Raw genomic sequence first — 24,195 nt, forward strand, 5'->3', positions numbered from 1 at the left:
ATTAAAGCCCCTTTGATTGGGGCTTTATCGTATTGAAATGTTATCGAGTTAGGCGAGTTTTAATTCATTGAAGAGCTCAAATAGCTGATTCGATTTATAAGGCTTAGGTAAATAAGCATCCATACCTGCAGCAAAACAGTTGTGAATGTCTTCTTCCAAAACACTCGCGGTGAGCGCAATAATGGTCGTTTTCTCACGCCCGGCTTTCTTTTCCCAACGACGAATTTCTTTCGTCGCGGTCAGTCCATCCATCACCGGCATCATACAATCCATTAAAATTGCATCGAATTCTTCTCCCTTTGTGATGGCTTCCAACGCTTCTTGTCCATTGCTTGTTATCAAATAGTCATACCCTGCTTTATCCAGAAAGAAACTCGCGATTTTCTGATTCATCAAGTTATCCTCCGCGATTAAGATCCTCCTGTGAGAGCGCGACGTTCGATATTCAGACTTTGGAACACCATTAGTGACAGCGTCACTTGAAATGATTTTTTCTACCTTCGCTAAGTCGTCAATGACATGCTTAAATCGATTGCCAAGAAAAGGCAATGTGAGTACAGCATGTACTCTTTCTGCATTGTCGTAGGGAGTGGATAGATGATGCTGACAAATAATCACACGACGAAGATCATATTTGAGTGACAATTCATCTAAGGCTTCATCCGTATTGGAGTCGTCACTATGGCACAGAAATATGACATCAAAGTCATCGTTTATTGCTTTTACTTCATTAACATTATTCGCACCAAAGAGATTGATTTTTGCTAATCGACACTCTTTCAAAAGTTGATCAGCGTAATCGTAATTTGTGCAGATCAAGAGCCCTTTATTTATCACGTCCGAGCGCCAGCCAAACACCGGAATAACATCAACCTCAATAGAGAATTCAAAGCATGTGCCCACTCCTTTTGTGGATGTCGCTATAAGCTGCCCTCCCATCATGGATACCAGTTGACGACAAATTGCCAATCCCAGTCCCGTTCCGCCGAACTGCCTCGACACCCCTTCATCTTCCTGAGTAAAGGGTTCAAAAATCGTCGTTAACTTATCTTGTTCAATGCCTATCCCGGTATCTTCGACTTTAAACATCAGCGTTCCGCGCTCGTTCTCAGGTAACTCGTCATAACTGACATCAACACGTATATGACCGCTTTCGGTAAACTTGACCGCATTCGATACCAGATTCGTGATGACCTGCTTGATGCGATGATCATCAACCATCACTCGAGTTGGAATGTTTTCAGCTAAGTTAATCCCCAGCTCTAGCTGTTTAGATGTGGCTTTGGATTGAAATAAAACCATCGACTGGTACACCACCTCTAGGATATCGGCCTCGACTAACGACAACTCCAGTCGACCAGATTCGATTTTAGAAAGATCCAAAATATCGTTAAGCAAGGTAAGTAAAGTTTGGGATGAAGAGTCAATGTCATCAACGACTTCTTGTTGATGGGAAGATAATTCGCTTTGAGAGAGTATCTCCGTCATGCCCATAATACCGTTTAGGGGGGTGCGTATTTCATGCGACATGTTGGCAAGAAATACTGATTTAGCGCGATTAGCAGATACTGCTGACTCTTTAGCATGGAGTATTTCGTCTGTTTGTCTCTGCTTTTCTTCAACCACTCGATTCACTTGCTGAGCGAAAATCGTCAGTTCATCACTGCCATCGACTTTGACTTTCGTCTGTTTCTCTTCATCGTTGATCAGCGCCGTTAAGGTATGAATAATCGCATCTAGTTTGCTATTAACCCGAAACCAAGTGCCAAAGCCAAGCCAGCAAAGCATGACGATAACCAAAATAACGCCAGAGGTAATCATCGCAATATTGGTCTTTTGTTCATGAACTTGTGTTAGGAGCGACTGCTCTGTTTGTTTCGTGAACCCATCAATGAGTACTTGCAAGCGTTGCACACGGAAATCGAGTTCTCTCAAATACGCTTCATAGTCACTACGTGACATGTCCCCTGACATTAATCGCCCACGAGATGCCAAATTTCTCTGATATCTCGGCGACGTAAACAAGCCTAGCAATTTATCAACTTGATCGTATGACCCTCCTAAATTTAAAAACGCATCCAAATTTTGCTGCTGTCGATCAATAGCCTGAAAAAACAGACTCTGACTCAACCGACTCTTAGGATCTTGAACTAGGCGATGTGTCAACCAGGCTTCTTTCTGTGTCCAAAAAGACAGCTGAGCAAGGTAAGCAATAAAATTCTGCATTCGAATACCGTCCTCACTGCCATACCACTGATGATTTTGTAGCAAAGAGCGCGACATATTTTGAAGCAGTTGAAATGCCCAATCGCCAAGGTCATCCATCTCGTCCAACCTACCGGATAATACCCCTAGCATGGCCTCTTTCAGCTCATCAGCATATTCAGCGGTATTGGGGTTACTGACGAATTTTTGATGCATGGAAGAAATAACACCGTCTTGTTCTTCTATATTAAGTGCGGCTGATGCTTGAAGCGTAGGCTGGCGGCGTGCTTTCTCTATGGAGTATATAAAATGAGAGGCTTGGGATATCAACTGGAAACCTTGGATATTGATTACCGTTTGATTGAGACGGCTTACGCGCAACGCATTGTCAGAAAACTGCTGAACTGCAAAAACCACTATCACCACCGTGGGTAATAGTGCGAGGAGTGCTAAGCGTGTTTTTATTGATAATCTCAACATCCATCAGCCCAATGGTTGATCTCATCCGATTATTTAATACTAGACTAGTTTCTAGCATTGAAAGGCATATACGACATGGTTACTTTAAAACAACATTCACCTACCAAAACCATGGTCATTCCGCTTATTTCGCCATCGGTCAATGAAATGGTAATTGTGACTCGAATCATACTTTTTGATCTTCAAGCTGAGTTCAAACAGTTAAGTTTCACTCATACCTAAGATGCACATCACTTTTCATAAAATTCCAAACCATATGTTCACCTATTTCGTTGCCTTATAGAGACAAATCACACAAAAATGCAAACGAATTCACAGTGACAACAAAACTAATTTGAAAACACACATTATCATCGCGAAAAAAGTGGATGACTTTTTAAATGTCAATACGTGAAAATCACCGCTTTAGTCACATTAATTCACCACTAACACGACCTTAACTAGTGTTTTACACTGGATTTAATTTTCCTAGCAGAATAAGGGCTCCGACCTTAGAATCCGCACACATAACTATTACAACCCGATTACATAACCCACTACACTCTTGCACGCTGCCGAAGAGGCAACAGCAGGGAGTATGGTTAGCCCCCAAAACGTGAAAGGTCTAATACAACAATGAGTCCAGAGAAATATCTCCAAGACTGGCAAACTAGCCAAACGATTGCTGAATCTATTTCCCCTCTAATTGGTAAGCTATATCGTCAAAAAGGAATCGAAGTGGTTCTGTTTGGTAAAACGCTTATCAATGCTACTACTATAGACATTCTCAAAACTCATCGCGTTGCAAGACGTTATACAGGCAGCCCACTCTCACTTGAGCACACGATGCCTATCATTCAAGCGCTATGTGAAATGAGCATTTCTTCGTGTCGTGTCGATGTTGGCCAATTGGCAACTAAGTACTGGAATGAACATGACGATACTGCCTCTCTAAATGATTTCCTTATCACTGCACTTGATGGCGCACGCGATGCAGACTCTTCATTGAAAGCGCGTGATGTAGTTCTTTACGGTTTTGGTCGCATTGGTCGACTACTAACTCGCCTTCTAATCGAGAAAAGTGGCCCAGGTTACCCACTACGACTGCGAGCGATTGTGGTTCGTGGCGGTAAAAAAGGCGATTTAGAGAAGCGTGCTAGCTTACTGCGTCGTGACTCAGTCCACGGTCAGTTCAACGGTAGCATTGTGATCGATGAGGAACGTAAAGCTCTGATCGTTAACGGTAACTACATCCAAATCATCTACGCAAACAATCCAAGCGAAGTGGACTACTCTGCTTACGGTATTAACAACGCGCTTGTTGTTGATAACACAGGTGTTTGGCGTGATTCTGAAGGCCTAAGCCAACACTTAGCGTGTCAAGGTGCAGAGAAAGTGCTGCTAACGGCACCAGGTAAAGGCGATATCAAAAACGTTGTATTCGGTGTAAATGAATCAGTTATTCAAGAAGATGACACCATCATCTCTGCCGCGAGCTGTACCACAAACGCAATCACGCCGGTTCTTAAAGCGCTGAATGATAAATATGGTGTCCTTTCTGGTCACATCGAAACCGTGCACTCATACACAAACGACCAAAACTTGATCGACAATTTCCACTCTGGTGACCGCCGTGGACGTAGTGCTTCTCTGAACATGGTTCTAACTTCAACTGGCGCAGCTAAAGCAGTAGCAAAAGCACTGCCAGAGCTAGCTGGTAAGCTAACAGGTAACGCAATTCGCGTACCGACACCAAACGTTTCGATGGCAGTCGCTAACCTAAACTTAGGTGAAGACGTAGACCGTGATTCACTGAACGATTACTTGCGTGAAATGGCGTTGAACTCTGAGCTTTCGGCACAGATTGACTACACCGATTCAACAGAAATTGTATCAACTGACTTAGTTGGCTCTCGCCATGCAGGCGTCGTAGATGGTCAAGCGACTATCGCACAAGACAAGCGTTGTGTACTTTACATCTGGTACGACAACGAATTCGGTTACAGCTGCCAAGTTGTGCACTGTATGGAACAAATGATGGGTGTTCGTTACCAAACATTCCCTCGATAGGTGAACTTTGCTCCACAACGTTAACCACATAGCGTAACGGACAATATCTCATATTTGTTCTAAATAATAAGCGCAAAGCGCATTACTAATATTTTTCCCCGTTTATACGCCTGATCACCCTCAGGCGTTTTTTCATTTCGCTCATTTGACACTCTCCGGACAAAGTGAAGGCTATCATTCATGTTTTGTTCATGTTCACAGCATTAATCTGAACACATAAATTACAGAGAGGTCATGATTATGAATCGGATTATTGTTACCGCACTGGCACTGATTACGGGCTTTTTTACATTAGTCTTTAGCTTGATCATTGCGATTCCGTTGACCATCGCAGCATTGATTACAGGCAAGCGTATTGAGAAGCGCGTGAAGAAAATGCAGAAAGAAATGCATGAAGAGTATGAATTCAATACTGGTAAAGCCGATGCTATCGAAGGTGAGTTCGAAGAGGTTCGCCGATAAGTAAATAGAATTTATATAAGTTTCTCTCCCCCGACTGCTCCTGAGAAACTTCTTGCTTTCACCCTGTCTTTACAATGGCAGGGTGCTTTTTTTGAAAAGCACAACGTCAAATAAGCAACTAGCGGCTTATTGTTTTATCTTTGTGTTGTGAGAGGCTGTGTAGCCAGCCTCCCACAAATCACCATCAACACCAGAGTATGGGTTAGATTCTTTCGGGGTCCCATTTTGGCAAGCTTCTCTGCCTTCTCTCTTTATTTCTTCTATGTGATTTAAAACGAAGTCAAAGTGCTGAGGATCAACCTTTTGTAGTAGCGCGTACAAAAGCCCAAAACCAAGCATCGTGAATACAAACAGTTCAAAAAACACCCATATGCTCTTTGTTGAAAGGAATATCCAAGCAACGCTGCAAACACTGGTCAAAATTACTACTAGAGCTAGATTTACTATTCTTTGCATATTGCTCTCTCACCTTCTAAACGGTCATGAAGTCTCTACCCCTTTCATAGGATAAGTAAGAGGAAAGTCCGTTTTACCCAATAAAGCATTCTCGACTTAATATGCGACACTGTTAGTATTAACGTTAAGTGGCTCTCGTTCTAATTATAACAGTGCGTTGGAAAGCTGCGCTTACTACAAATGATAATGTGAACCAAAGTAACACTATTGATAGTATTAACTTTAGCAGCACTTAGCGTCAAGATTACGTAAATTATATGAGGGTTTACTGAGAGCAGAAAAAGGCAGCCATCCGGGCTGCCTTTAATATTTTGTTGTCTTTGCAAATTTATACGGTTACGACCACTCGAAGTGCCAATAGCATGAGAACAATCCCTGACAAACGATCAATTAACACCGCTTTAGAACGAATTCTGTCCACTACTTTAGAGCTCGATAACACTAGGGTGATAAAAGTATACCAAAGCCCGTCCACAACAAATGGTGTAGCCACAATGATCATTTGATTGCTCAAATCATTACCTAGCGCTACAAACTGACTAAATAGTGCGATAAAAAACAAGGCAATTTTGGGGCTTAAAATCGAGATAAAAAAACCTTCTCGAGCAGACTGGCTTACCGTTGTTTCCTCGCCTGACTCCAACTTCGCCGCCACACCGCCTTTCGAACGCAGCGCATTGAACCCTAAATATGCCAGATATGCCGCGCCTGCAAGGCTGATCGTCTTGAACAACATCGGGCTTTGCTGCAAAACAACAGCTAGGCCAATCAGCGTAATAAACGCATAAATGCCAATTCCAAAAGCGTGTGCCCAAGCCGTTGCCAAACCATTGATGCGTCCACCAGCCAAGGCATGTTTTGCCACAATTGCTAGGCTAGGCCCAGGTGACATAGCACCGAGTAAACACACGGTAAAAAGTGATAACCAAACTGTTAGTGTCATAAATAACCTCTCTCCATTTGAACTCAATCTATCAATTGAAGAGCTATAATTTGAAATCAAAGTTTCGCATAAAAGTCATGATTTAAAATCATAACCTAATGAATGGAGTATTCCGATATTTTCATCACCGCGTGGATTTGCTCTCGCACCCACTGATGAGCTGGATCATTGTCGTATTTAGGATGCCACATCAGCCAATATTCATGGGTAGGTGTCTCAAAAGGAAGCGCTTTATGAACCAAAGGCCAGTGCTTGGCCAAATTATTTGCAATGTGCTCCGGAACTACCATTAAGTGCTCACTTGAGACCAAACGGTTTACCGCCGCAGAGAAAAAAGGCACTTTAAAGGTAACATGACGCATCAGCCCCCTGTCTTTTAGTGCCATATCAGTACTTGAGTCTTTGTCTCCCCCACCCGTCACTTGAATATGCGAATGACTGATGAGGTCCTCTATAGAAATCGAAGCCTTACCAGCTAAAGGGTGAGACGCCTTCATCAAACAAACTGACTTATCAGAACCAATATTGATGCTAGATACACCTTCAGGCTGAGTGGGATACATAGAAGAAGCAAGATGGATTCCTAACTCGTGAAGCTTATCGATAAAATCTAGTTGCCACAGTCGATACGCCAAATCCAATTGTGGTGCTTGTTCACCTAAGTGAGATGCAATATCGGGCAAAACGTATTGTGCCACGTAATCACTTGAGGCAATAACCAGCTCGCCTTGCCACAGTTGCGGCTCAAAAGGTTTGTCATCGAGTAAATGGTCAAACTCAGCCAGTAACGCATCAAGCTTTGATTTTAATGCTATTGCTCGCGGGGTTGGTATCAGCTGATTACCTTGACGAATAAGCAGTGGGTCACCACACAGATCGCGCAATTGTGCAAGCTGTCGGCTAACCGCAGACTGAGTAATGTGCAAACGTTCTGCAGTTCGGCTGACATGACACTCTTCTAAAAGTACATGCAAGGACCTAAGTAGATTCAAATTGATGTTGTTTAACATACCGGCTCAAGAAGGTTTAATAAATAATGACACCCATGATGCTTATTTCACAAACTGGTTGCCAGTCGTATTAAAGAACTCAGCTAAAACGGTATGAGTCATGAGGTGCCTTAGCTCTGGGTAACGTTGAATTTGATCTCTGATTTCGTTCAAACGAGTCATCGTAGGTACTTCGACAAAAACCATCATATCCGTTTCACCACTGATTGCATGGCACCATTTTACGCCATCGATTTTGTATAGTTCGTCGGCATATGATTCGCAATAATACGTGGATGTAGATTTATCGAACTTTAGAGCAAAATAAGCACAAATCGAGTCCCCGCCTGAAGAGGCAATTTCAGCGTGATACCCGAGAATCACTTTGTCATGTTCTAGCTTACGAATACGAGCCGTCACCGCAGAACGAGAAAGGTTCACTTTATCCGCAATTTCAGTCACCGACAGCCGAGCGTTGTGTCGGAGAAGATCCACAATCTTGTGATCAAACTTGTCCATATACTTACCAAGCTTTCCTTATTTTTCTCATTCTATACCGATTCTAACTGCATAAGAAACCAACATTTTGTTGGAAATATTTAAAACAACCGTCATATTGACGGTTCAGTAAATCATTTTGTTATTAAGATTTTGGATATGCTATTTGGTAAGCATGAGATGAGCACCGTTATCCATTCAAATAAAAGAACGATAACGCATTGAAATCAAATACGCTTCTTATGCACTCAGCGCACCAGCGGGCTCATTAAACTCCAATAAATGAGATAATTAGAAGCCACAAGCGTTTTCGTCATAAGTCCTACAACATTGGATGAATCAATTAGCATGGAACAGCTCAAAAAAGACATTTCACTCACATCCGGTATCGCCCAACTATCCACAACATTAATGGGAACGGGGCTTTTTATGATACCAGCCATTGCAGCAGGCATAGCGGGTCATTTTTCACTATGGGCCTGGATTTTATTATTCATCGCCATTTGTCCTATTGCGCTGACTTTTGCCCAGCTAGGCAAGCGATATCCCAACGCGGGCGGAACCGCATTTTTTGTGCGTAAAGCATTTAACGCCAAGCTGGAAAGTAGTGTAGCTTGGCTATTTGTTAGTGTCATTCCGGTAGGGGTTCCGGCCGCGATTGCACTCGCCGCAGGCTTTCTACAGCAAATATTGCCAGAGCCTATTAGCAATAATCTGTTTGCACAAATTCTAACGGTATTACTTCTTGTGTTCGTCAACTTGATGGGCACTAAGTCATCAGGTCATTTACAAACTCTTATTGCTTTGAGTGTCTTTGCGCTCGTTGGCACATTTTTATGGAAAGGCGACGTTAACACCGCCGATCTCGTGATGCCAGCTATCACACAAGAGTCAATCTGGCCTATTACCGCAGCGCTTGGCGTGATGTTCTGGTGTTTTGTTGGCATAGAGGCTTTTGCTCATATGGGGGAAGAATTCAAAAACCCTCAAAGAGACTTCCCTATTGCCATTATTGTCGGTTGTTTTGTAGCGGGAGCTACGTACTGGGCTTGCTCTGTTGTTATTTTAAAGTTTGGTGCATATGGTAATGCTCAATTCGATAATGCATCGATTCCATGGTTGAGTGCTCAACTACTTGGCGATGGGGCCAAATGGATAATCAGTTTGATCGGATTCTCCGCTTGTTTCGCGAGCGTTAACTTATACACACAGAGCCTAGCGCGAATGGTCTGGGCTCAAGCTCGGGAACATCGTCCTTACAGCCCACTAGCCAAGATTTCGCGTCGTGGTGTCCCTTTCTCAGCCACCTTATTAGTTGGCGGCGTACTGCTAATATCTTGCGTGATAGGAACGCTATCGCAGCTCGATCTGGAGTTTTTCCTAAAGCTAGCAAATAGTGTATTCGTTTTGGTTTACATGTTGGCGATGTTAGCCGCTTATAAATTACTTCGTGGGTTTGGTAAAGCGCTTGCGGGACTTTCTCTATTGCTTTGTACCGCTGTTTTTATATGTTTAGGCTGGTCAATGTTTTATGCACTTGGCATTTTCACTCTACTTTTACTGCCTTGGAAACAGTGGCGACATAAACGACAAACACGCGCAGTTGAATAGTCACCGCTTCCCATGTCGAAAAATTTGGGCTAAACGTTGGATACCAGCGTCTATGTTCTCTAACGCGATATTACCGTAACCAAGCACGGCACCATGCCAGTAACGTGCTTGGAAACCTGGATGTTCATAATAGCTCAAAGGTCGCAAGATGATCCCTTCATGCTCTGCCAGTTTTGTAAAACGCAGCTCATCTATACCGTTTTGCCATTTCAACGTAATATGAAGCCCCGCCGCTTGGCTAACGACACAAACACTGTCGCCAAAATGCTGTTGAATGGATAAATGCACCTGTTCATGCTTGGTTTTATATAGTCGGCGCATTTTTCGGATATGGCGCAACAACCCACCCTCGGTAATAAAATCTGCCAACGCTTCTTGAGTGTGCGTCGGTGAATCACCACTTAACGCATCTTTAACCACCAAACATTGCTCTACTAAACGTTCAGGAACCACAAGGTAGCCAAGCCGCAATCCGTTAAACATCACTTTACTGAAGGAACCCACATACAACACACGATCATCTCGACCCATTTGAGCTGCTAGCCCCTGTAAGCTGGTGTAGGGACGATGAGCAAACTGAAATTCGCTGTCATAATCGTCCTCGATGATCCAACTTGATTGCTCGACCGCCCAGTTGATGATCTTCCCTCTTTGCTCGGTATTGAGTGTGGTACCCATCGGATATTGATTACTTGGTGTGATATACAGCGCATCGGCATCGCTTGAGGTCACCGCTTCCACATCAAAACCTAATTTCTCTCTTACGAACAAAGGCTCAAATTGATAGTTTTGGAACTGAATCAACTTCCGCATTTGCGCGTAACCTGGTTGCTCCATCAAAACCTTATCACCTTGTTTGAGCACTACCATCGTCGCAATTGACAACGCTTGCTGCGCCCCAGAGGTAATAATAATGCGCTCTGGGGAACAATTCACTGAACGACTTGATGCAAGGTAGTCAGCTAAAGCACAGCGCAATGCCCAACTGCCCTGAATATCTTGATTCCCTAGCAAGCAGGTGCGGGACATGTGGCGAGCAACTAGCTTTTGCCACTGCGCCATCGGAAATGCGTCCAAATCCGGCACACCCGGTGCAAATGCGCGGTTGATGTCAAAGTTGGTTTTCGGTGATGAGTCTCTCTGAACTGAATTAGGTTCAGGCAAGTACTGCTCCGGCAGTTCTACGGCAACATAAAAGCCAGAACCTTTTTGGCTGTTCAAGTACCCTTCCGCCACTAACTGCTCGTAAGCCGAAATCACGGTATTCCTACTTAGATTAAGCGCTTGTGAAAGCTTCCGCGTAGAAGGCAACTTCCCATTCTTCACCCACAATCCTTGAACAATTTTCTTGCGAATAGCAAAAAACAACGCTTGCTGACGCGTTCCATCACTGTCTTTTAAATGCAGGTCACCGATATCAATCAAAGACAAACTGGATCCATCCATTAGTTAAAAGTGGCTCTCTTTAAGCTACCAGTTAAACGCTACATTGCAATCAAAGAATGAGGATCAATCGCTCGTAATCGTGAGCAAACAAGGAGAGAAAATGCTATCCAACACCAATAGAACGGAAATTAAGAAAGGCGCACATAAAGCCGTCTCTGATGTTAGCAAACTGCACGCCATCATAGATGAAAGCCTAATCGCTCATATTGCGATAACCAACGAGTCAGGCCCTGTGGTCATCCCTATGCTGGCATGGCGTGTCGATGATTACGTGTATATCCATGGTGCCAACAACAGTCGACTGTTACGCTCACTCAAACGAGGAGTGCAAACGTGCTTAACCTTTACTTTGCTTGATGGTTGGGTATTGGCTCGAAGTGCATTTCACCACAGTGCGCATTATCGTAGCGCCGTGGTCTTTGGCCAGTTTGAGATGGTGGAGAATAACCAAGAAAAAGACAGGTTGCTGAATCACTTTATCGAACAGATCGCTCCAGGGAGAACAAAACAAGTCCGTTTGAGTAATGAAAAAGAGCTCAAAGCCACCATGCTGCTGCGTATCCCACTCACAGAGGCATCTGTGAAAATCAGCAATTTTGGCGTCAACGACGATGCGGAAGACATGGATATTCCTGTTTGGGCAGGTGTCCTACCCTACCGAACTGTCGTAGGTCCACTGCAAGCTTGTGAAGATTTGTATGAAGGTATCGCTGAACCAGACTACCGCAATGCCTACTCTAATCGTTGGCAGGAATAAGCACCGTAAAACGTGCGCCGCCTAAGTGACTCTCGCCGACAGAAAGTTCCCAACCTAATTGCCTCGCTGCACTGGTAGCGATGGCAAGCCCTAAACCAAAGCCTTTCACGTCGGCGTTGCGGCTTTTGTCTAAACGCGAAAATGGCATAAATACTTCTTCTCGCATCGCTTCAGGTACGCCCGGACCATCGTCCTCAATATCGATGCTCCAGCAATCCGCTACCATTCGAATCGTCACCTCAACGCAGGATTCACCGTAACGCTTGGCGTTTTGCAGTAAATTATCGAGGACGAGGTTACCCAAAGTAGGCTGAAAGTGAATCAATTGGTTCGCGAGTTCATTTTCCGCTCTCAACATGGCGGACTCTAAGCCTAGGTAATTCATACGGCTTTTGCACCAAAGTGGCAGTTCCATGGTTTCAACAGAATCGACCCAAGAGTGGTTTTTCACACTCAAGCGAGACAGCATGACGATGTCGGAAGTTAAATCCGTCACTACATCAACGTATCGTTCAATATCGTCATGTAACTCTGCCTGCATTTCACCACTCGTGCGCCTAGCTAAATCCGTCGCTAGCTGAATACGACTCAGCGGAGTGCGCACTTCATGAGGAATAGCTTGAGTAAAGATGTGTGTTTGGCGTACTCGTCTCTCAATCTCTTCAGACATGCAGTTGAAGCCTTGGGCGAGCTCTTTCACGGGTTGCGAAAATTGCTTTAGATCGACTCGCGTATTCAACTCACCATAACCAAATTGTTGTTGTGCAGCCGTTAGTTGCCGAATTTGGCGGTCAAGACGTCGTACAGGTATGTAAACCATAATGCCTAAACTGCACACAACAACCAAAAGTAGAGTCAGTATAAATACAATCTCAGAATCTTCATTCCAATCAACATCTGGGCTAAAGAAATCCGTTTTTTCTTTGAAAACTAAACTCTTCGAGGTGTTAGGTAAAGGGAATACCGCAGCATAGGTACTGCCATCAATAAGATAAACAGGTATCCCTTGTATTCGGTACAGCAGCTTACAATCTCGACAAGGCGGTGATCCGTCCCAGTTTTCAACCAATGTTAAATCAAAGATAAAGAAATCTTGCTTGCCGTTTTCGGTTAACTTCTTGTAGAGAGAATCCGGTGTACCTCGTTGCTCAATGTATTGATCGACAAAATAAGCACCATCACTCAAAAAAACACCGACTTCTGTTTTGCGCATGTACTCTTCCCCCATAAAGAGAAACAAAGCAACAGTCAGCGCAAGGCCAGTAACTAACCCCACATATAGACGAGTAAACAGGGAAAACATGCGTCATTTACCTGTCAGCATATAGCCGTGGTGACGTATGGTCTTAATGGTAGCGGTATGGATATGAGCCTTAGAGAATTTCTTCCTTAGTGAGGATATACGCATATCAATCGAACGATCAGTAATACAGTATTCAATACCTCTGGCAAGACGGCAACATGATTCACGAGATACTGGCTTATCGACATTCAGCATCAGGAGCTCTAAAATTTCAAACTCAGAACTCGTCAAACCAATATCTTTTTGCAAATAAAATGCTTGGGAACGACGAAGACAAAGGCTAATGCCATATCGGCTCAGCTTTTCTTCTTCAACGGTATCAGCTTGACTACGATAGCGACGCAACGCCGCTTCAATACGGGCGAGAAGGATATTGCCTTTTATCGGTTTGGTAAGGTAATCATCAGCACCGAACTTAAATAAGCTCACCTCGCTCATTTCATCATCGGTTGCAGTCAAAACAATGATAATCCCATGATAAAATTTACGTGCCTCTTGGCATATTTCTGCGCCATTTTTTCCCGGTAACATCAAATCTAACAGCACTAGGTCCGGATTGAGTCCGTGAATCGTTTCTAATGCATTTTGACCGTTATCGATAACAGTTACTGTATAGCCTTCGGCTTCGAGGTACATTTTGGTTAATCGAGCAATCTCAGAGTCGTCTTCTACCAGTAAGATTGTATTGCCCACCATGAATCATTTACTCCACCAATATGATGGAGGGAGTATATCGCTCGTCCTATACTGCGCAACCCACTTAAATGATAATTTTAATAAAAAGCAGGCTTACATACGCTTACAAACCATACATATACGATAATCCTAATCATTCTACGCCCCTAAAACCATGCAATAACCTGATGTTTTATTCATTAGCAGAATATAGCTTCACATAAAAAATAAAATTCGGAATAAAAATCTACTATATTTTTAAATATATCGAATGATAGTCCTTACCAAAAAATAATATCGATATATATGACTTAGTTTGCTTATATAGACAGGACTTTATGTTGCTTCTAAGTTTCTTGCTCTAATAAAGTCTACGAGTAACATGAAATGAGATATTCCCAATTAACACCTTTAGCCATATTTTGCGCGATAAGTCTAACTGCTTGCGGCGGCAGTGAATCTAATTCGAAACCATCGACAGCGACACCTCCAACACCACCAGCGCCAACATTGAGCACTGTCACAATCCCAACTGTCGTTTCTACAGAGCTTCCAGCCAAGTTAAAAGTGGCTGCTGATGCGGGCTTCACCCACTATGTGAAAATCTCCCTTTCTGAAGCAAATAACAATGATGCATTTCACATTGTGGCTGTTGATGACGGTGCGAATAATGAAAAAATCTTTCGTGCAGCCAAAATCATCCAACACCTTCTCACAAACCAACCAGACTCTAAGTACGGCGCTGACAAGTCTCGTATCGCTAAGACATTAGCCGAGCGTGATGCCACACTAATGCTGACCGAAAACGACGAACAGAATGATGAGATGCTAACCAAAATCTTTATCAACGAACTGATTCGCCAAGACAAACTGAACGATGCAGTGACAAACTCGGGCTTAGCACACTCTTTTGATACGAGTTCTCTAGAAAAGTTTGTTGTAAGCATGATGGTACTTAACGAAGATGATATGGATACACTTGTCACATCTATCGTGGCAACAGTAGTAAATAGTAAAGAAACACCAAACTGGCTAAGGAACAGCCAATCTCTGATGTATCGAGAACTGACAGTTGAAGGCGATTGCCATTACATGAGTAATTTTGCCGATTACTGTGCCAATCTTGGTAAAAAAGCCGAACGAGACGCCGCTTTTGAAGAAATTTTACACTTGGTCCAAGCGCAAGGTATTGCACCTAACACGGGGACTGCGGCACTGCAAAATGACATTCAAGCTCATGCGTTAAAAATCTATAACGATATTCAAGCGGGCAAACCGACGGTGTGGCGCCCAACTAAGTATGACTGGGACGATTGGAAATCGGACGACTTCGATCCTGAAAGTGTTAAACAAACGGGCCCTTCATATTCTCACGAATACTTTGCTGCCGCTTTTGAAGCTTACATGGGTGTAGCAAAAGCAAACGGACAAGGTTTAGATGGCTACCAAGCGTTAACACGTGAAGAAATGCAAACTCAAGATCCACAAGCCGTTGATTGGATCAGCGGCTTATTCCACGGATACTTGCAATACACCGCGAACATCGACTCTGCGGGCGTCAAACTTTACACAGAAAAGACAAATCCAGGCACAGTGCCTACCTTTCGTATGGCTCCCAACAAAGACGGCTTGATAGAAGCATACACCTACAAATCTCAGTGGCTGACAAAAGTGAAGATCATTGGCGACGACGCGATGAATGTCATCGGTAATGACCAAGACAATACCTTTGAAGGCAACAGCAAAGACAACAGCATTTATGGTGAAGGTGGTATCAACACCTATATCGTGCCACACAAACTGGCAGAATGTACTGTTATCAAAGCAAAGAGCGTTTCTGTTAAGTGCCCGAGTACAGGCTCTGATGAGTTGTACGACATTCAAAAGATCCAATTCACCGACCAAATCTTAGATGTAACCGAGCTATAAACGATGAAAAACATGAAGAAACTTACTCTATTCGCTCCCCTACTCCTTGTAGGTTGTGGTGGCCTAGCCGTCATGGATCGTACTGACGCCGTAAAAGCACAACCAGAAATGCTGATCAAAACCGACGGAGATTTTTGGGGATTCGGTGCAGATGGTCATTTTGATTTTGCTGGTAAGTACAAAGGCAACTATTCACGCAGTGCTTCTAACTCAAGTTGGTTTAACCATATATCTTTCAAAGAAGGTGCGATGGGCGCAGAAGTGACTCGTATCGACAACGGGGAAACTTGGCTTTTGAACTGCACTGGGGGCGGTATGTCGGTTAACTACATGGGCGTCGATTTTGGTGGGAATGATCCTTACACCTGTGATATCACCCAAGATGGCGTCAAAGTGGGAGAATTTGCTATGGAGCCAAAATCCGCTCTCATCGACATCAGCTTTGAGAAAAAAGAGATTGGCGTAGTGCGTATTGGCAGCACCCACTTTAATGTAGAAACCGTACATACTAGTCCCGACGCCATGATGGCGGTAGACATTCCATTGGGTTATAGCTTTAAGGAAGGCACACAAGAAATTGCCGCTGTACAGACGAACGGTACCATTGCGGTACAGATGCTCCCAGAACTTAGTGAACAAAAAAAGGATGTGATTGCCATCGGCGCTGTTGCAAGTGCACTAAGCTGGCGCCCTAAGAAATAGCCATTACATTAAACAACACCACACAAAAAATAATAAAGCCCTCTACCTTGAGGGCTTTTATTGCTTGTTTTCATAAAGACAAGTGAAGCATTACTTTTCTAATCTTCCCGCATACTGCTTGGGTGTTAATCCACGATGCTTCTTAAACATACGATTGAAGCTCGCCACATTGGTGTAACCAAGGCGCATAGCTATGTCATCAATACTCACGCGCTTACTCAATAATCCAGCCGCAACATTACTCAATACATAGCCGGATACCATCGAGAAGTTGAGGCCTAATTTGTGCAAACGACGTTGAAACTGCTGTTCAGATAAATCAAGCAGAGAAGAAACGCGCTCTAACGTTGGCAATCCATAATGGCTGCTGTAGTTCACCACTTCATAAATCACTTTCAACTCATCTTCTGGGTCGGGCATATTAAGCAAATCATCCAAATCGGAAAAACTCATAGCTAGACGGCTGTCTTCGCGATGGCTCACTTGGCGGGAAGCTAATCGGTCATCTCCCGGGATCCATATTTCTGTTTTTGGCTGACTCCATTCCACCTCGCAGCCGAAATATTCTCGGTATGGTTCAGTATTTTTTCTCGACCCTGAAACCTTCACGCGCAAAGGCTGATAGTCTTTACCAAGAAATTCGCGTAGCACTTTAATCATAAATACCGCACAGCGGATACTATCGTGCACCTTTACTGACGTTTCTATAAACGGATTGTGGTAAGTCCATTTGATGATTTTACCCGACTGTTCGCCAGCAAAAAACGCCCCAGATTGTAAGTTACTCGCACCATAATTAACGCGTCGAATCGCGCTGGCTAAATCATTCCCAGAAAATAGCCAGCGTCCCACAGGTCCAAGCTTTTGCAGTTCAATACCTCGGCTGAGACTCAACACCACATCTGGATCACTACTGGCTTGTTCAACACAACGATACCATTCTGCGACGGCTTTTAGCGGGATCAGTGTCATTGGGTTGTGAAATACCGACGACGGAATCCCCAGTTCATCCGAGCCCAAATTGTATTTAGATAACGCAAGGTTATGCATGTTTAGAATGCCCATCGCGCGAATAAATCGAACCGTCTTCATTACCAATCACATCAAATTTAATCCTCTATTGATTGAATCTGTCACAAAGAAAGACCTAAATCAAATCCAGATCACAATACGCCAACCGTTTGATAGAGGAGTGTTTAATGAGTTTACTGAGTGTCCCATTTGTCGGAACTGGTGCAGATACAGCGTTACATGTTGTCGCTGCTGTCGTTTTAATCGCGAGTGTCGCGGGCGCGTGTTACGGCTTTTGGAAAATCCATGAATTGCCAATTAATAAGGCGCACAGCAAAGACCATCATCAGATAGGGCTCATCACTGCGCTCACCTGGATAGGGTTTGTCTGGCACTGGGTTTGGGTGCTAGCTGTTATCTTTGCATTCGTTGATATGGAAAAAGCCATCATCAATCTGCGTGATACATGGAGAAGTAAACCGCAAACAGAAACACAGCCAAAAGAGGACGCGTAATGTTAGAAGGTTTAGCGGTATGGGCTCTCTTCATCTATCTGCTGCGTTTGGTTGGCATGCCTTGGAACAAAGCAACCAAATCGTTCGCTTATCTTGGCGGTTTGAGTTGGCTGATGTTCGTATGGGTAGGTTTGATTAACTTCACCCCGATGGATTTATCCGGTGGTTCTGTCGTGCAGTCACCACACATCCAATTGCGTCCAGATTCAACCAATGTGAAGGGTAAAGTTGACCACATTTACATTAGGCCGAATCAGAAAGTTAGAGAAGGTCAGCTCATTTATGAACTTGACCCAACGCAATACAAAATCGCATTAAATCAAGCGAACGTATCCGCTGATTCTGCTCGCGTTGCATTAGCTACGGCAAAAGGCGACATTGAGATTGAAGAAGCTAACCACGAAGCGCTAGTGCAAGATCTAGAAACATCCAAGAGCCAGTTGGAAGCGGCCAAAGTTGACTACAAATTGCAGAAAAAAATGCTAGATCGTTATGTTGAGCAAAACCGAGTGGTGCAAAACACCATCACGGAAAGCGACATCGACAAACAATCGAGTGCGGTTGATATGGCACGTCACAACGTGTTAACCCTTGAGTCTCAAATTAAGAAGAAACAAGTCGATATCTCACGTGCAAAACTGGCGATTCATAAAGCAGAGCTCGCAGTTGAAACCAAACAAGCCGAACTGCGCCAAGCTGAAGAGCAAATTGCAAAAGCGCAATGGGATTTGAACAGCACCAAAGTTCATGCCCCAACAGATGGCTTTGTCACCAACTTTATCCTGCGTGAAGGTCAGCGTGTATCGATGATGCCGCGTATCAACATGTACACTAACGAGAAGTATGTGCTGATGCGGGTCAACCATCAGGCGATTCGTAACATCAAACCGGGTCAGCCAGCGGAATTCTCTTCGTCCGTTTACCCAGGTAAGATCTTCTCAGCGGCCGTCGAAGGCATTGTTGAAGCAACAGGTGAGTCACAAGGTAATCTACTGGGTTTCGATGATTCCGTACGTGTCACCACTGGAAAGAACTTACAGAACAAACACCACTTTGTTCGTCTTAAGATTGATGAGCCAGAAGGCTACGACATCCCTGTTGGCTCTGTTGGCCTCGCATGGGTCAGCGGTGAAAAACCGATAGGCTTCATGGCCTTCTTAGATGTGATTCGCGGGATCATCATCCGAATGAAGTCTCAACTGTACTTCTTCTACTCTATCTAAACTCGCAAACCGCCAGTTACGCTGGCGGTTTTCTTTTCATTTGTATCCAAACATATCCTTTTCCCGTATAACAATTAGTTAGTAAATAGCGGAGAAGATTCATGTCGGCAAAGGAAAGAAGCCTACCTACCCATCGCATCTCAAGATTCAGCAAATTCGCCTCACTTGCTACCCGTGTCGCAGGCAATGTGATTGCAGAAGGCACGAAGCAGATAGCCAAAGGCAACAAACCAAAAGCGAAAGACCTATTGCTGACGCCGCAAAACATCGCGCGTTTAACCGACCAACTTGCTCACCTACGTGGCGCTGCAATGAAGCTTGGTCAAATGCTCTCAATGGATGCTGGTGATGTTTTAGAACCTGAACTTGCCGATATTCTCTCCCGCCTTCGCTCCAACGCAGACCCAATGCCTGCAAAACAACTCAACGCAGTAATGGAAAGTTCGCTTGGAACGAATTGGAAAGCTGAGTTTCTATCATTTAACTTCAAACCAATCGCCAGTGCATCAATAGGACAAGTGCACCAAGCCTACAGCGATGCGGGCGATAACCTAGCCGTCAAAGTGCAATATCCGGGCATACGGAAAAGTATTGATAGCGACGTCGATAATGTCGGTACACTACTCAAGGTCGTTGGGTTGATTCCCGAGTCTGTCGACTACAAAGGATTGCTCGAAGAAGCGAAAAAGCAGCTACATGATGAAGCCGATTACGCACGAGAGGCGCAATTTGCCATTCGTTATCATGACGCTTTGAAGGAGCACCCTCATTTTGTCGTGCCGAAGATTCATACTGAAAGTTGCTCAGACTCCGTTCTCGCGATGGAATTCATTGATGGTAGCCCGATTGAGAAAATCGAACATTATGATCAGAGTACACGGGATTTTGTCATGCACAGCCTACTCGAATTACTGTTCAGGGAGCTGTTCGAATTTAAGATGGTACAAACCGACCCAAACTTCGCCAACTACTTATATATCGAAAACACTCGTCAAATCGGCTTGCTAGATTTCGGGGCCACTCGCGAGTACAGCGAGCGGTTCAGCACTGGTTATCGCCAAGCTTTTGCATCTGTCGTTAACAATGACGAACAAGGCTTGAATGATGCGCTTGAACAAATAGGCTTCTTCAGCCAAACCATCCTACCTGACCAGCGCCAAGCGATTCTCGATTTAGTAAAAATGGCATGTGAACCTATGTTGGTCGATGAGCCCTATGATTTCAAAGCCAGCGGCTTAGCACAAAAGCTTCGCGAGGCTGGCACCATTCTAAGCATGGAGCAAGAATACTGGCATACTCCACCAGCAGATGCCCTATTTTTACACAGAAAAATCGGCGGAATGTACTTGCTGGCAGCCCGTATTGGCGCAAAAGTGAACATTCGCCAATTGGTACAGCCATATCTCACCATCAACAGCGAATAGCCTATTGTTTTTCTGTTACTTTCAAGTACCTTGAGCAAGGTTAAGATGCATAGTTGTGCATCTCAATAACATGCCATACTTCCATAAAACGAATTAACTATCGGGGTACTCGGTGAGCAAGTTTCAAGATCTCTCCACTCTAATCCAGCAAATTGGCCAAGCCGAAGAAGCGGATCAAGTCGCAACGCTCAATGAATCTATTGAAGCGGGTCTCGAACCTGGCGCAGTCGCCCTAATTCTGGAAGCCTTTCCAATCGATGATCGTGTTCGCTTGTGGCGAGCTTTGCCACTAGAACTGCATATCGACGTGTTAACGGAAATGCGTGCCGACGTACGTTTTTCTATCATCAATGCATTATCTGAAGTCGAGCTAAAACTCACCCTCGCTAAACTTGATAACTTATCGCTGATCGAATGGGCGGATTCGTTGCCTGAGTCGATCATCAACGAAGCGCTCGCGTTAATCGAAAAAGATGAGTTAGAGCTTTACGATCAGGCAAACGAATATGAAGATGAAGAACTCGGCCACTGGGCTGAGCGTAAAATCATCACCCTGCCCTTTAATATTACGATTGGAACGGCTAAGCAGTTAATGGAGCGCTATAGCTACGACACACCTCAACAGGTCTACCTGATCAACCGTAATAAACAGTATCGAGGGACTGTCAATTACTACGAAATTTTACGTAGTGATCCTGATACTCGCTTGAAAACACTCGTTATTGAAGCGGTGACGGTGCTAGACAGTAAGATGATGCTTCCCGAAGCGGTAGAAGCATTAGAGCACAGCACACTGCCCGCTCTGCCTGTGACCGATGCAGACCAAACTCTGATTGGTGAAGTCGATTGGCAATTTGCATTAAGTACGCAACGTGAAATCTACGAAGCGCGCTTAATGGCCGGTACTGGTATGGATGAAGGCGATGACTTGTTTGCGCCAGTATTAAAAAGCTCGCAAAAACGCGGCGTGTGGCTGGGCATCAATTTGCTGACTGCAATTTTAGCGTCTGTCACTATCGGGCTATTTGAAGACGTGATTGCTCAAGTGGTGGCTTTGGCCGTACTAATGCCAATTGTTGCATCGATGGGTGGCATTGCAGGCAGCCAAACGCTGACTCTAATGGTTCGTGCGATGGCGCTTAATCAGATTACCCCAGGTAACCGATTCAAATTCTTAAAAAATGAGTTGGGCATAGGCTCACTGAACGGCATTGCTTGGGCGCTAATCATCGGCGGGTTAGCCGGATTGTGGTTCCAATCACCAGTTTTAGGCGGAACCATCGCGCTGGCCATTATCGTCAACATTATTACCGCTGCTTTATTTGGTGTGTTGATACCCATTATTTTGGATAAGTTTAAATTGGACCCGGCTTTGGCTGGCTCGGTGATTCTAACAACAGTGACAGATGTAGTTGGTTTTTTCGCCTTTTTAGGGACGGCGAGTTTAGTCATGCTCTAAAAAGTCCACTGTTTATTAATCAATCATTAGCATAATAGAGTCAAATTGCATAACGCAGTTGCAAATTGCAAACAAACTCAAACTTTAAGCAACGCATGTCACAGAAACTACGTATTTTAGGGCATATTAAAGTTGGCACAGTAACTGCATTATATAAATCGACCCTTCTTAAGCCGAGGGTCACCTAGCCAACTGACGTTGTTAGTGAACTTGATTTTGTTCACATGTATATAAGCCAATCGCACTCTTTGCGGTTGGCTATTTTTTTATGTGGCTATTGCTCTTGCTCTCTTATCCTCTGACCGAGCTCGGTTGTACTTTTCTTGCCCACAACAGATTGTTTACTGTTTATAAAATTCAAATATTCGCCCACTAAACCATTAGAAATGCCAGTTTCAACAAAAACAAATCACCTACATAAAATAAAACCAAGAAAACACACCCCAAAAAAAGAACAAATAACGTCCAAACCAAAAACCTCACCATGAAATCGTTTTCTTTTCATAGAAATCGACTGAACAATCCAGAGTTATAGATAAATTTAATCCATAAAAACAAATAGCAATTCAAAACATTCATTTCACATAGAAAACCTGTCTATAAATCATAGAAAATACGTAAAAATAAACTTTTCACTTTTAGAAATTAAAAACCAAGCCATTGTTATTAAAATAAAAAACAGACACCAAAAATCAAGCAAACGTTTAAATTGCAATTTTATCATTGACTATTAAATTTACATCACGATAATACGCGCCGTTTACCTGAAAACCAGGTGCTATAATTAATATTTCAATGTGCGGAGGTAATAATGGCTGGAGACAATAACTACAGTCTTGGACCAGTTCCCAACACGGCCAGAAAAGGCTTGGCATCACTAACCATGGTGATGTTAGGACTCACTTTTTTCTCCGCAAGTATGTGGACAGGGGGTTCTCTCGGTACTGGGCTCTCCTTTAATGATTTTTTCCTCGCTGTTCTCATCGGTAACCTAATCCTCGGTATTTACACTTCTTTCCTCGGTTACATCGGCGCTTCTACTGGTCTCTCTACTCACCTTCTTGCTCGTTTCTCTTTTGGTTCTAAAGGCTCTTGGCTTCCTTCCGCTCTTCTTGGCGGTACTCAAGTTGGGTGGTTTGGAGTTGGTGTCGCGATGTTTGCGATTCCGGTGCATAAAGCAACGGGCATCGATACCAATACTTTGATCCTTGTATCCGGTTTGCTCATGACCGCGACCGTTTACTTTGGCATCTCAGCACTGATGGTGTTGTCAGCAATCGCCGTTCCCGCGATTGCGCTACTTGGCGGCTACTCTGTCATCGAGGCAGTAAAGAGCGTTGGCGGTATAAGCGAACTACAACAGGTTCAACCAACCGAGCCACTCGATTTTTCAATAGCTCTCGCGATGGTTGTCGGCTCTTTTGTCAGTGCTGGTACATTAACGGCGGATTTCGTACGCTTTGGTAAAAAGCCGCGCAGCGCCGTGATGATCACCATGGTGGCATTTTTCATCGGTAACTCGTTAATGTTTATCTTTGGCGCGGCAGGTGCGTCGGTGACGGGTCAATCAGACATCTCTGAAGTGATGATTGCGCAAGGTCTTCTTATTCCAGCTATCATCGTTCTTGGCTTGAACATCTGGACGACCAACGACAACGCGCTCTACGCATCGGGTCTTGGATTTTCCAACATCACAGGCTTACCAAGTAAATACATCTCAATGGCGAACGGTCTTGTTGGCACACTTTGCGCTCTCTGGCTCTACAATAACTTTGTTGGCTGGCTGACCTTCTTATCTTTGGCAATTCCACCGATTGGCGGCGTGATCATCGCTGACTTCTTCACGAACCGTAAACGCTACGCAAACTTTGAAGCCGCCCAATTCCAAAACGTTAACTGGGCTGGCATTATCGCTGTCGTGATTGGCGTTGGTGCGGGACACTTCCTGCCTGGCGTAGTGCCGATTAACGCTGTACTTGGCGGCGCAATTAGCTTCCTGATTCTTAATCCTATTCTTAACAAAAAAGCACTGGCTACACAGCCAGCGTAAGGAACCAT

General features: G+C 44.1%; 20 protein-coding genes. 11 read left to right on the forward strand and 9 right to left on the reverse strand.

Going from position 1 to position 24,195, the window contains the following annotated elements; all coding sequences use genetic code 11:
• Positions 1-48 precede the first annotated feature (48 nt).
• Positions 49-2,685, reverse strand: coding sequence for an ATP-binding protein (locus OO778_RS18675; protein ID WP_264912415.1), 2,637 nt, complete (start codon positions 2,683-2,685; stop codon positions 49-51).
• Positions 2,686-3,300: 615 nt separating this feature from the next.
• Between OO778_RS18675 and OO778_RS18680 the strand changes: the two genes are divergently transcribed.
• Both OO778_RS18680 and OO778_RS18685 read left to right on the forward strand, forming a co-directional pair.
• Entirely contained in the window at positions 3,301-4,734 is a 1,434-nt protein-coding gene (locus tag OO778_RS18680; RefSeq protein WP_006741169.1) for a glyceraldehyde-3-phosphate dehydrogenase, read from the forward strand.
• A gap of 240 nt (positions 4,735-4,974) precedes the next feature.
• Positions 4,975-5,196, forward strand: a complete 222-nt coding sequence (locus OO778_RS18685) for a hypothetical protein (RefSeq protein WP_005397748.1) — start codon at positions 4,975-4,977, stop codon at positions 5,194-5,196.
• Between the two features lie 126 nt (positions 5,197-5,322).
• Here the strand turns inward: OO778_RS18685 and OO778_RS18690 are convergent, their stop codons facing one another.
• The 4 genes from OO778_RS18690 to OO778_RS18705 all read right to left on the reverse strand — a co-directional run bounded on the left by OO778_RS18690 (position 5,323) and on the right by OO778_RS18705 (position 8,103).
• A complete protein-coding gene (locus OO778_RS18690; protein ID WP_237308774.1) occupies positions 5,323-5,562 on the reverse strand; it encodes a hypothetical protein in 240 nt (79 codons plus the stop codon).
• Positions 5,563-5,980: 418 nt separating this feature from the next.
• Entirely contained in the window at positions 5,981-6,595 is a 615-nt protein-coding gene (locus OO778_RS18695; protein ID WP_046875874.1) for a LysE family translocator, read from the reverse strand.
• A gap of 95 nt (positions 6,596-6,690) precedes the next feature.
• Positions 6,691-7,605 carry a LysR family transcriptional regulator gene (locus OO778_RS18700; RefSeq protein ID WP_065646227.1) on the reverse strand — a complete coding sequence of 305 codons (915 nt, stop codon included), beginning with the start codon at positions 7,603-7,605 and terminating at the stop codon, positions 6,691-6,693.
• Positions 7,606-7,647: 42 nt separating this feature from the next.
• On the reverse strand, positions 7,648-8,103 hold the full coding sequence (locus OO778_RS18705) for an Lrp/AsnC family transcriptional regulator (RefSeq protein WP_005396378.1): 456 nt from the start codon (positions 8,101-8,103) through the stop codon (positions 7,648-7,650).
• Between the two features lie 327 nt (positions 8,104-8,430).
• Here OO778_RS18705 and yjeH point away from each other — a divergent pair, with 327 nt between their 5' ends.
• Entirely contained in the window at positions 8,431-9,693 is a 1,263-nt protein-coding gene (gene yjeH, locus OO778_RS18710) for an L-methionine/branched-chain amino acid transporter (RefSeq protein ID WP_258459525.1), read from the forward strand.
• Here the strand turns inward: yjeH and OO778_RS18715 are convergent, their stop codons facing one another.
• Positions 9,694-11,139 carry a PLP-dependent aminotransferase family protein gene (locus OO778_RS18715; protein WP_264912421.1) on the reverse strand — a complete coding sequence of 482 codons (1,446 nt, stop codon included), beginning with the start codon at positions 11,137-11,139 and terminating at the stop codon, positions 9,694-9,696.
• Positions 11,140-11,239: 100 nt separating this feature from the next.
• On the opposite strand from OO778_RS18715, the gene OO778_RS18720 reads away from it, so the two are divergent.
• Positions 11,240-11,896 carry a pyridoxamine 5'-phosphate oxidase family protein gene (locus OO778_RS18720; RefSeq protein WP_264912422.1) on the forward strand — a complete coding sequence of 219 codons (657 nt, stop codon included), beginning with the start codon at positions 11,240-11,242 and terminating at the stop codon, positions 11,894-11,896.
• Here OO778_RS18720 and OO778_RS18725 read toward each other — a convergent pair.
• Positions 11,877-13,199, reverse strand: coding sequence for an ATP-binding protein (locus OO778_RS18725; protein WP_264912424.1), 1,323 nt, complete (start codon positions 13,197-13,199; stop codon positions 11,877-11,879). The genes OO778_RS18720 and OO778_RS18725 overlap by 20 nt on opposite strands.
• A gap of 3 nt (positions 13,200-13,202) precedes the next feature.
• Positions 13,203-13,895: a response regulator transcription factor gene (locus tag OO778_RS18730; protein WP_264912426.1), complete on the reverse strand. Its 693-nt coding sequence runs from the start codon at positions 13,893-13,895 to the stop codon at positions 13,203-13,205.
• A gap of 366 nt (positions 13,896-14,261) precedes the next feature.
• Here OO778_RS18730 and OO778_RS18735 point away from each other — a divergent pair, with 366 nt between their 5' ends.
• Positions 14,262-15,803, forward strand: coding sequence for a hypothetical protein (locus tag OO778_RS18735; RefSeq protein ID WP_264912428.1), 1,542 nt, complete (start codon positions 14,262-14,264; stop codon positions 15,801-15,803).
• A 12-nt stretch (positions 15,804-15,815) separates the two neighbouring features.
• A complete protein-coding gene (locus tag OO778_RS18740; RefSeq protein WP_256894333.1) occupies positions 15,816-16,505 on the forward strand; it encodes a hypothetical protein in 690 nt (229 codons plus the stop codon).
• Positions 16,506-16,595: 90 nt separating this feature from the next.
• On the opposite strand, the gene OO778_RS18745 is transcribed toward OO778_RS18740, so the two are convergent.
• The gene (locus tag OO778_RS18745; protein WP_006741180.1) at positions 16,596-17,597 is read right to left on the reverse strand and encodes an AraC family transcriptional regulator; all 1,002 of its coding nucleotides are present in this window, start codon (positions 17,595-17,597) and stop codon (positions 16,596-16,598) included.
• 107 nt (positions 17,598-17,704) lie between these two features.
• Here OO778_RS18745 and OO778_RS18750 point away from each other — a divergent pair, with 107 nt between their 5' ends.
• The 5 genes from OO778_RS18750 (at position 17,705) to codB (ending at position 24,187) form a co-directional block, all read left to right on the forward strand.
• A complete protein-coding gene (locus OO778_RS18750; RefSeq protein ID WP_104970539.1) occupies positions 17,705-18,031 on the forward strand; it encodes an MFS transporter in 327 nt (108 codons plus the stop codon).
• Positions 18,031-19,254, forward strand: a complete 1,224-nt coding sequence (locus OO778_RS18755; RefSeq protein WP_104970538.1) for a biotin/lipoyl-binding protein — start codon at positions 18,031-18,033, stop codon at positions 19,252-19,254. The genes OO778_RS18750 and OO778_RS18755 overlap by 1 nt, the downstream gene beginning before the upstream one ends.
• Positions 19,255-19,355: 101 nt before the next feature.
• Positions 19,356-20,678: an AarF/ABC1/UbiB kinase family protein gene (locus tag OO778_RS18760; RefSeq protein WP_258615282.1), complete on the forward strand. Its 1,323-nt coding sequence runs from the start codon at positions 19,356-19,358 to the stop codon at positions 20,676-20,678.
• 112 nt (positions 20,679-20,790) lie between these two features.
• A complete protein-coding gene (locus OO778_RS18765; RefSeq protein WP_005396363.1) occupies positions 20,791-22,137 on the forward strand; it encodes a magnesium transporter in 1,347 nt (448 codons plus the stop codon).
• An 811-nt stretch (positions 22,138-22,948) separates the two neighbouring features.
• Positions 22,949-24,187, forward strand: coding sequence for a cytosine permease (gene codB / locus OO778_RS18770; RefSeq protein WP_104970535.1), 1,239 nt, complete (start codon positions 22,949-22,951; stop codon positions 24,185-24,187).
• Positions 24,188-24,195: the final 8 nt, after the last annotated feature.

Origin of the sequence: Vibrio sp. STUT-A16 (genome assembly GCF_026000495.1) — a bacterium.
Classification (GTDB): Bacteria; Pseudomonadota; Gammaproteobacteria; order Enterobacterales; family Vibrionaceae; genus Vibrio; species Vibrio diabolicus.

Bases quoted from the DNA above. Each gene is read 5' to 3' on its own strand.
- OO778_RS18740 (WP_256894333.1), top strand. From the start codon at position 15,816: ATGAAGAAACTTACTCTATTCGCTCCCCTACTCCTTGTAGGTTGTGGT.
- yjeH (WP_258459525.1), top strand. From the start codon at position 8,431: ATGGAACAGCTCAAAAAAGACATTTCACTCACATCCGGTATCGCCCAA.
- OO778_RS18720 (WP_264912422.1), top strand. From the start codon at position 11,240: ATGCTATCCAACACCAATAGAACGGAAATTAAGAAAGGCGCACATAAA.
- OO778_RS18755 (WP_104970538.1), top strand. From the start codon at position 18,031: ATGTTAGAAGGTTTAGCGGTATGGGCTCTCTTCATCTATCTGCTGCGT.
- OO778_RS18675 (WP_264912415.1), bottom strand. From the start codon at position 2,685: ATGTTGAGATTATCAATAAAAACACGCTTAGCACTCCTCGCACTATTA.
- OO778_RS18745 (WP_006741180.1), bottom strand. From the start codon at position 17,597: ATGAAGACGGTTCGATTTATTCGCGCGATGGGCATTCTAAACATGCAT.
- codB (WP_104970535.1), top strand. From the start codon at position 22,949: ATGGCTGGAGACAATAACTACAGTCTTGGACCAGTTCCCAACACGGCC.
- OO778_RS18700 (WP_065646227.1), bottom strand. From the start codon at position 7,605: ATGTTAAACAACATCAATTTGAATCTACTTAGGTCCTTGCATGTACTT.
- OO778_RS18760 (WP_258615282.1), top strand. From the start codon at position 19,356: ATGTCGGCAAAGGAAAGAAGCCTACCTACCCATCGCATCTCAAGATTC.
- OO778_RS18685 (WP_005397748.1), top strand. From the start codon at position 4,975: ATGAATCGGATTATTGTTACCGCACTGGCACTGATTACGGGCTTTTTT.
- OO778_RS18680 (WP_006741169.1), top strand. From the start codon at position 3,301: ATGAGTCCAGAGAAATATCTCCAAGACTGGCAAACTAGCCAAACGATT.
- OO778_RS18715 (WP_264912421.1), bottom strand. From the start codon at position 11,139: ATGGATGGATCCAGTTTGTCTTTGATTGATATCGGTGACCTGCATTTA.
- OO778_RS18730 (WP_264912426.1), bottom strand. From the start codon at position 13,895: ATGGTGGGCAATACAATCTTACTGGTAGAAGACGACTCTGAGATTGCT.
- OO778_RS18735 (WP_264912428.1), top strand. From the start codon at position 14,262: ATGAGATATTCCCAATTAACACCTTTAGCCATATTTTGCGCGATAAGT.
- OO778_RS18705 (WP_005396378.1), bottom strand. From the start codon at position 8,103: ATGGACAAGTTTGATCACAAGATTGTGGATCTTCTCCGACACAACGCT.
- OO778_RS18750 (WP_104970539.1), top strand. From the start codon at position 17,705: ATGAGTTTACTGAGTGTCCCATTTGTCGGAACTGGTGCAGATACAGCG.
- OO778_RS18695 (WP_046875874.1), bottom strand. From the start codon at position 6,595: ATGACACTAACAGTTTGGTTATCACTTTTTACCGTGTGTTTACTCGGT.
- OO778_RS18725 (WP_264912424.1), bottom strand. From the start codon at position 13,199: ATGTTTTCCCTGTTTACTCGTCTATATGTGGGGTTAGTTACTGGCCTT.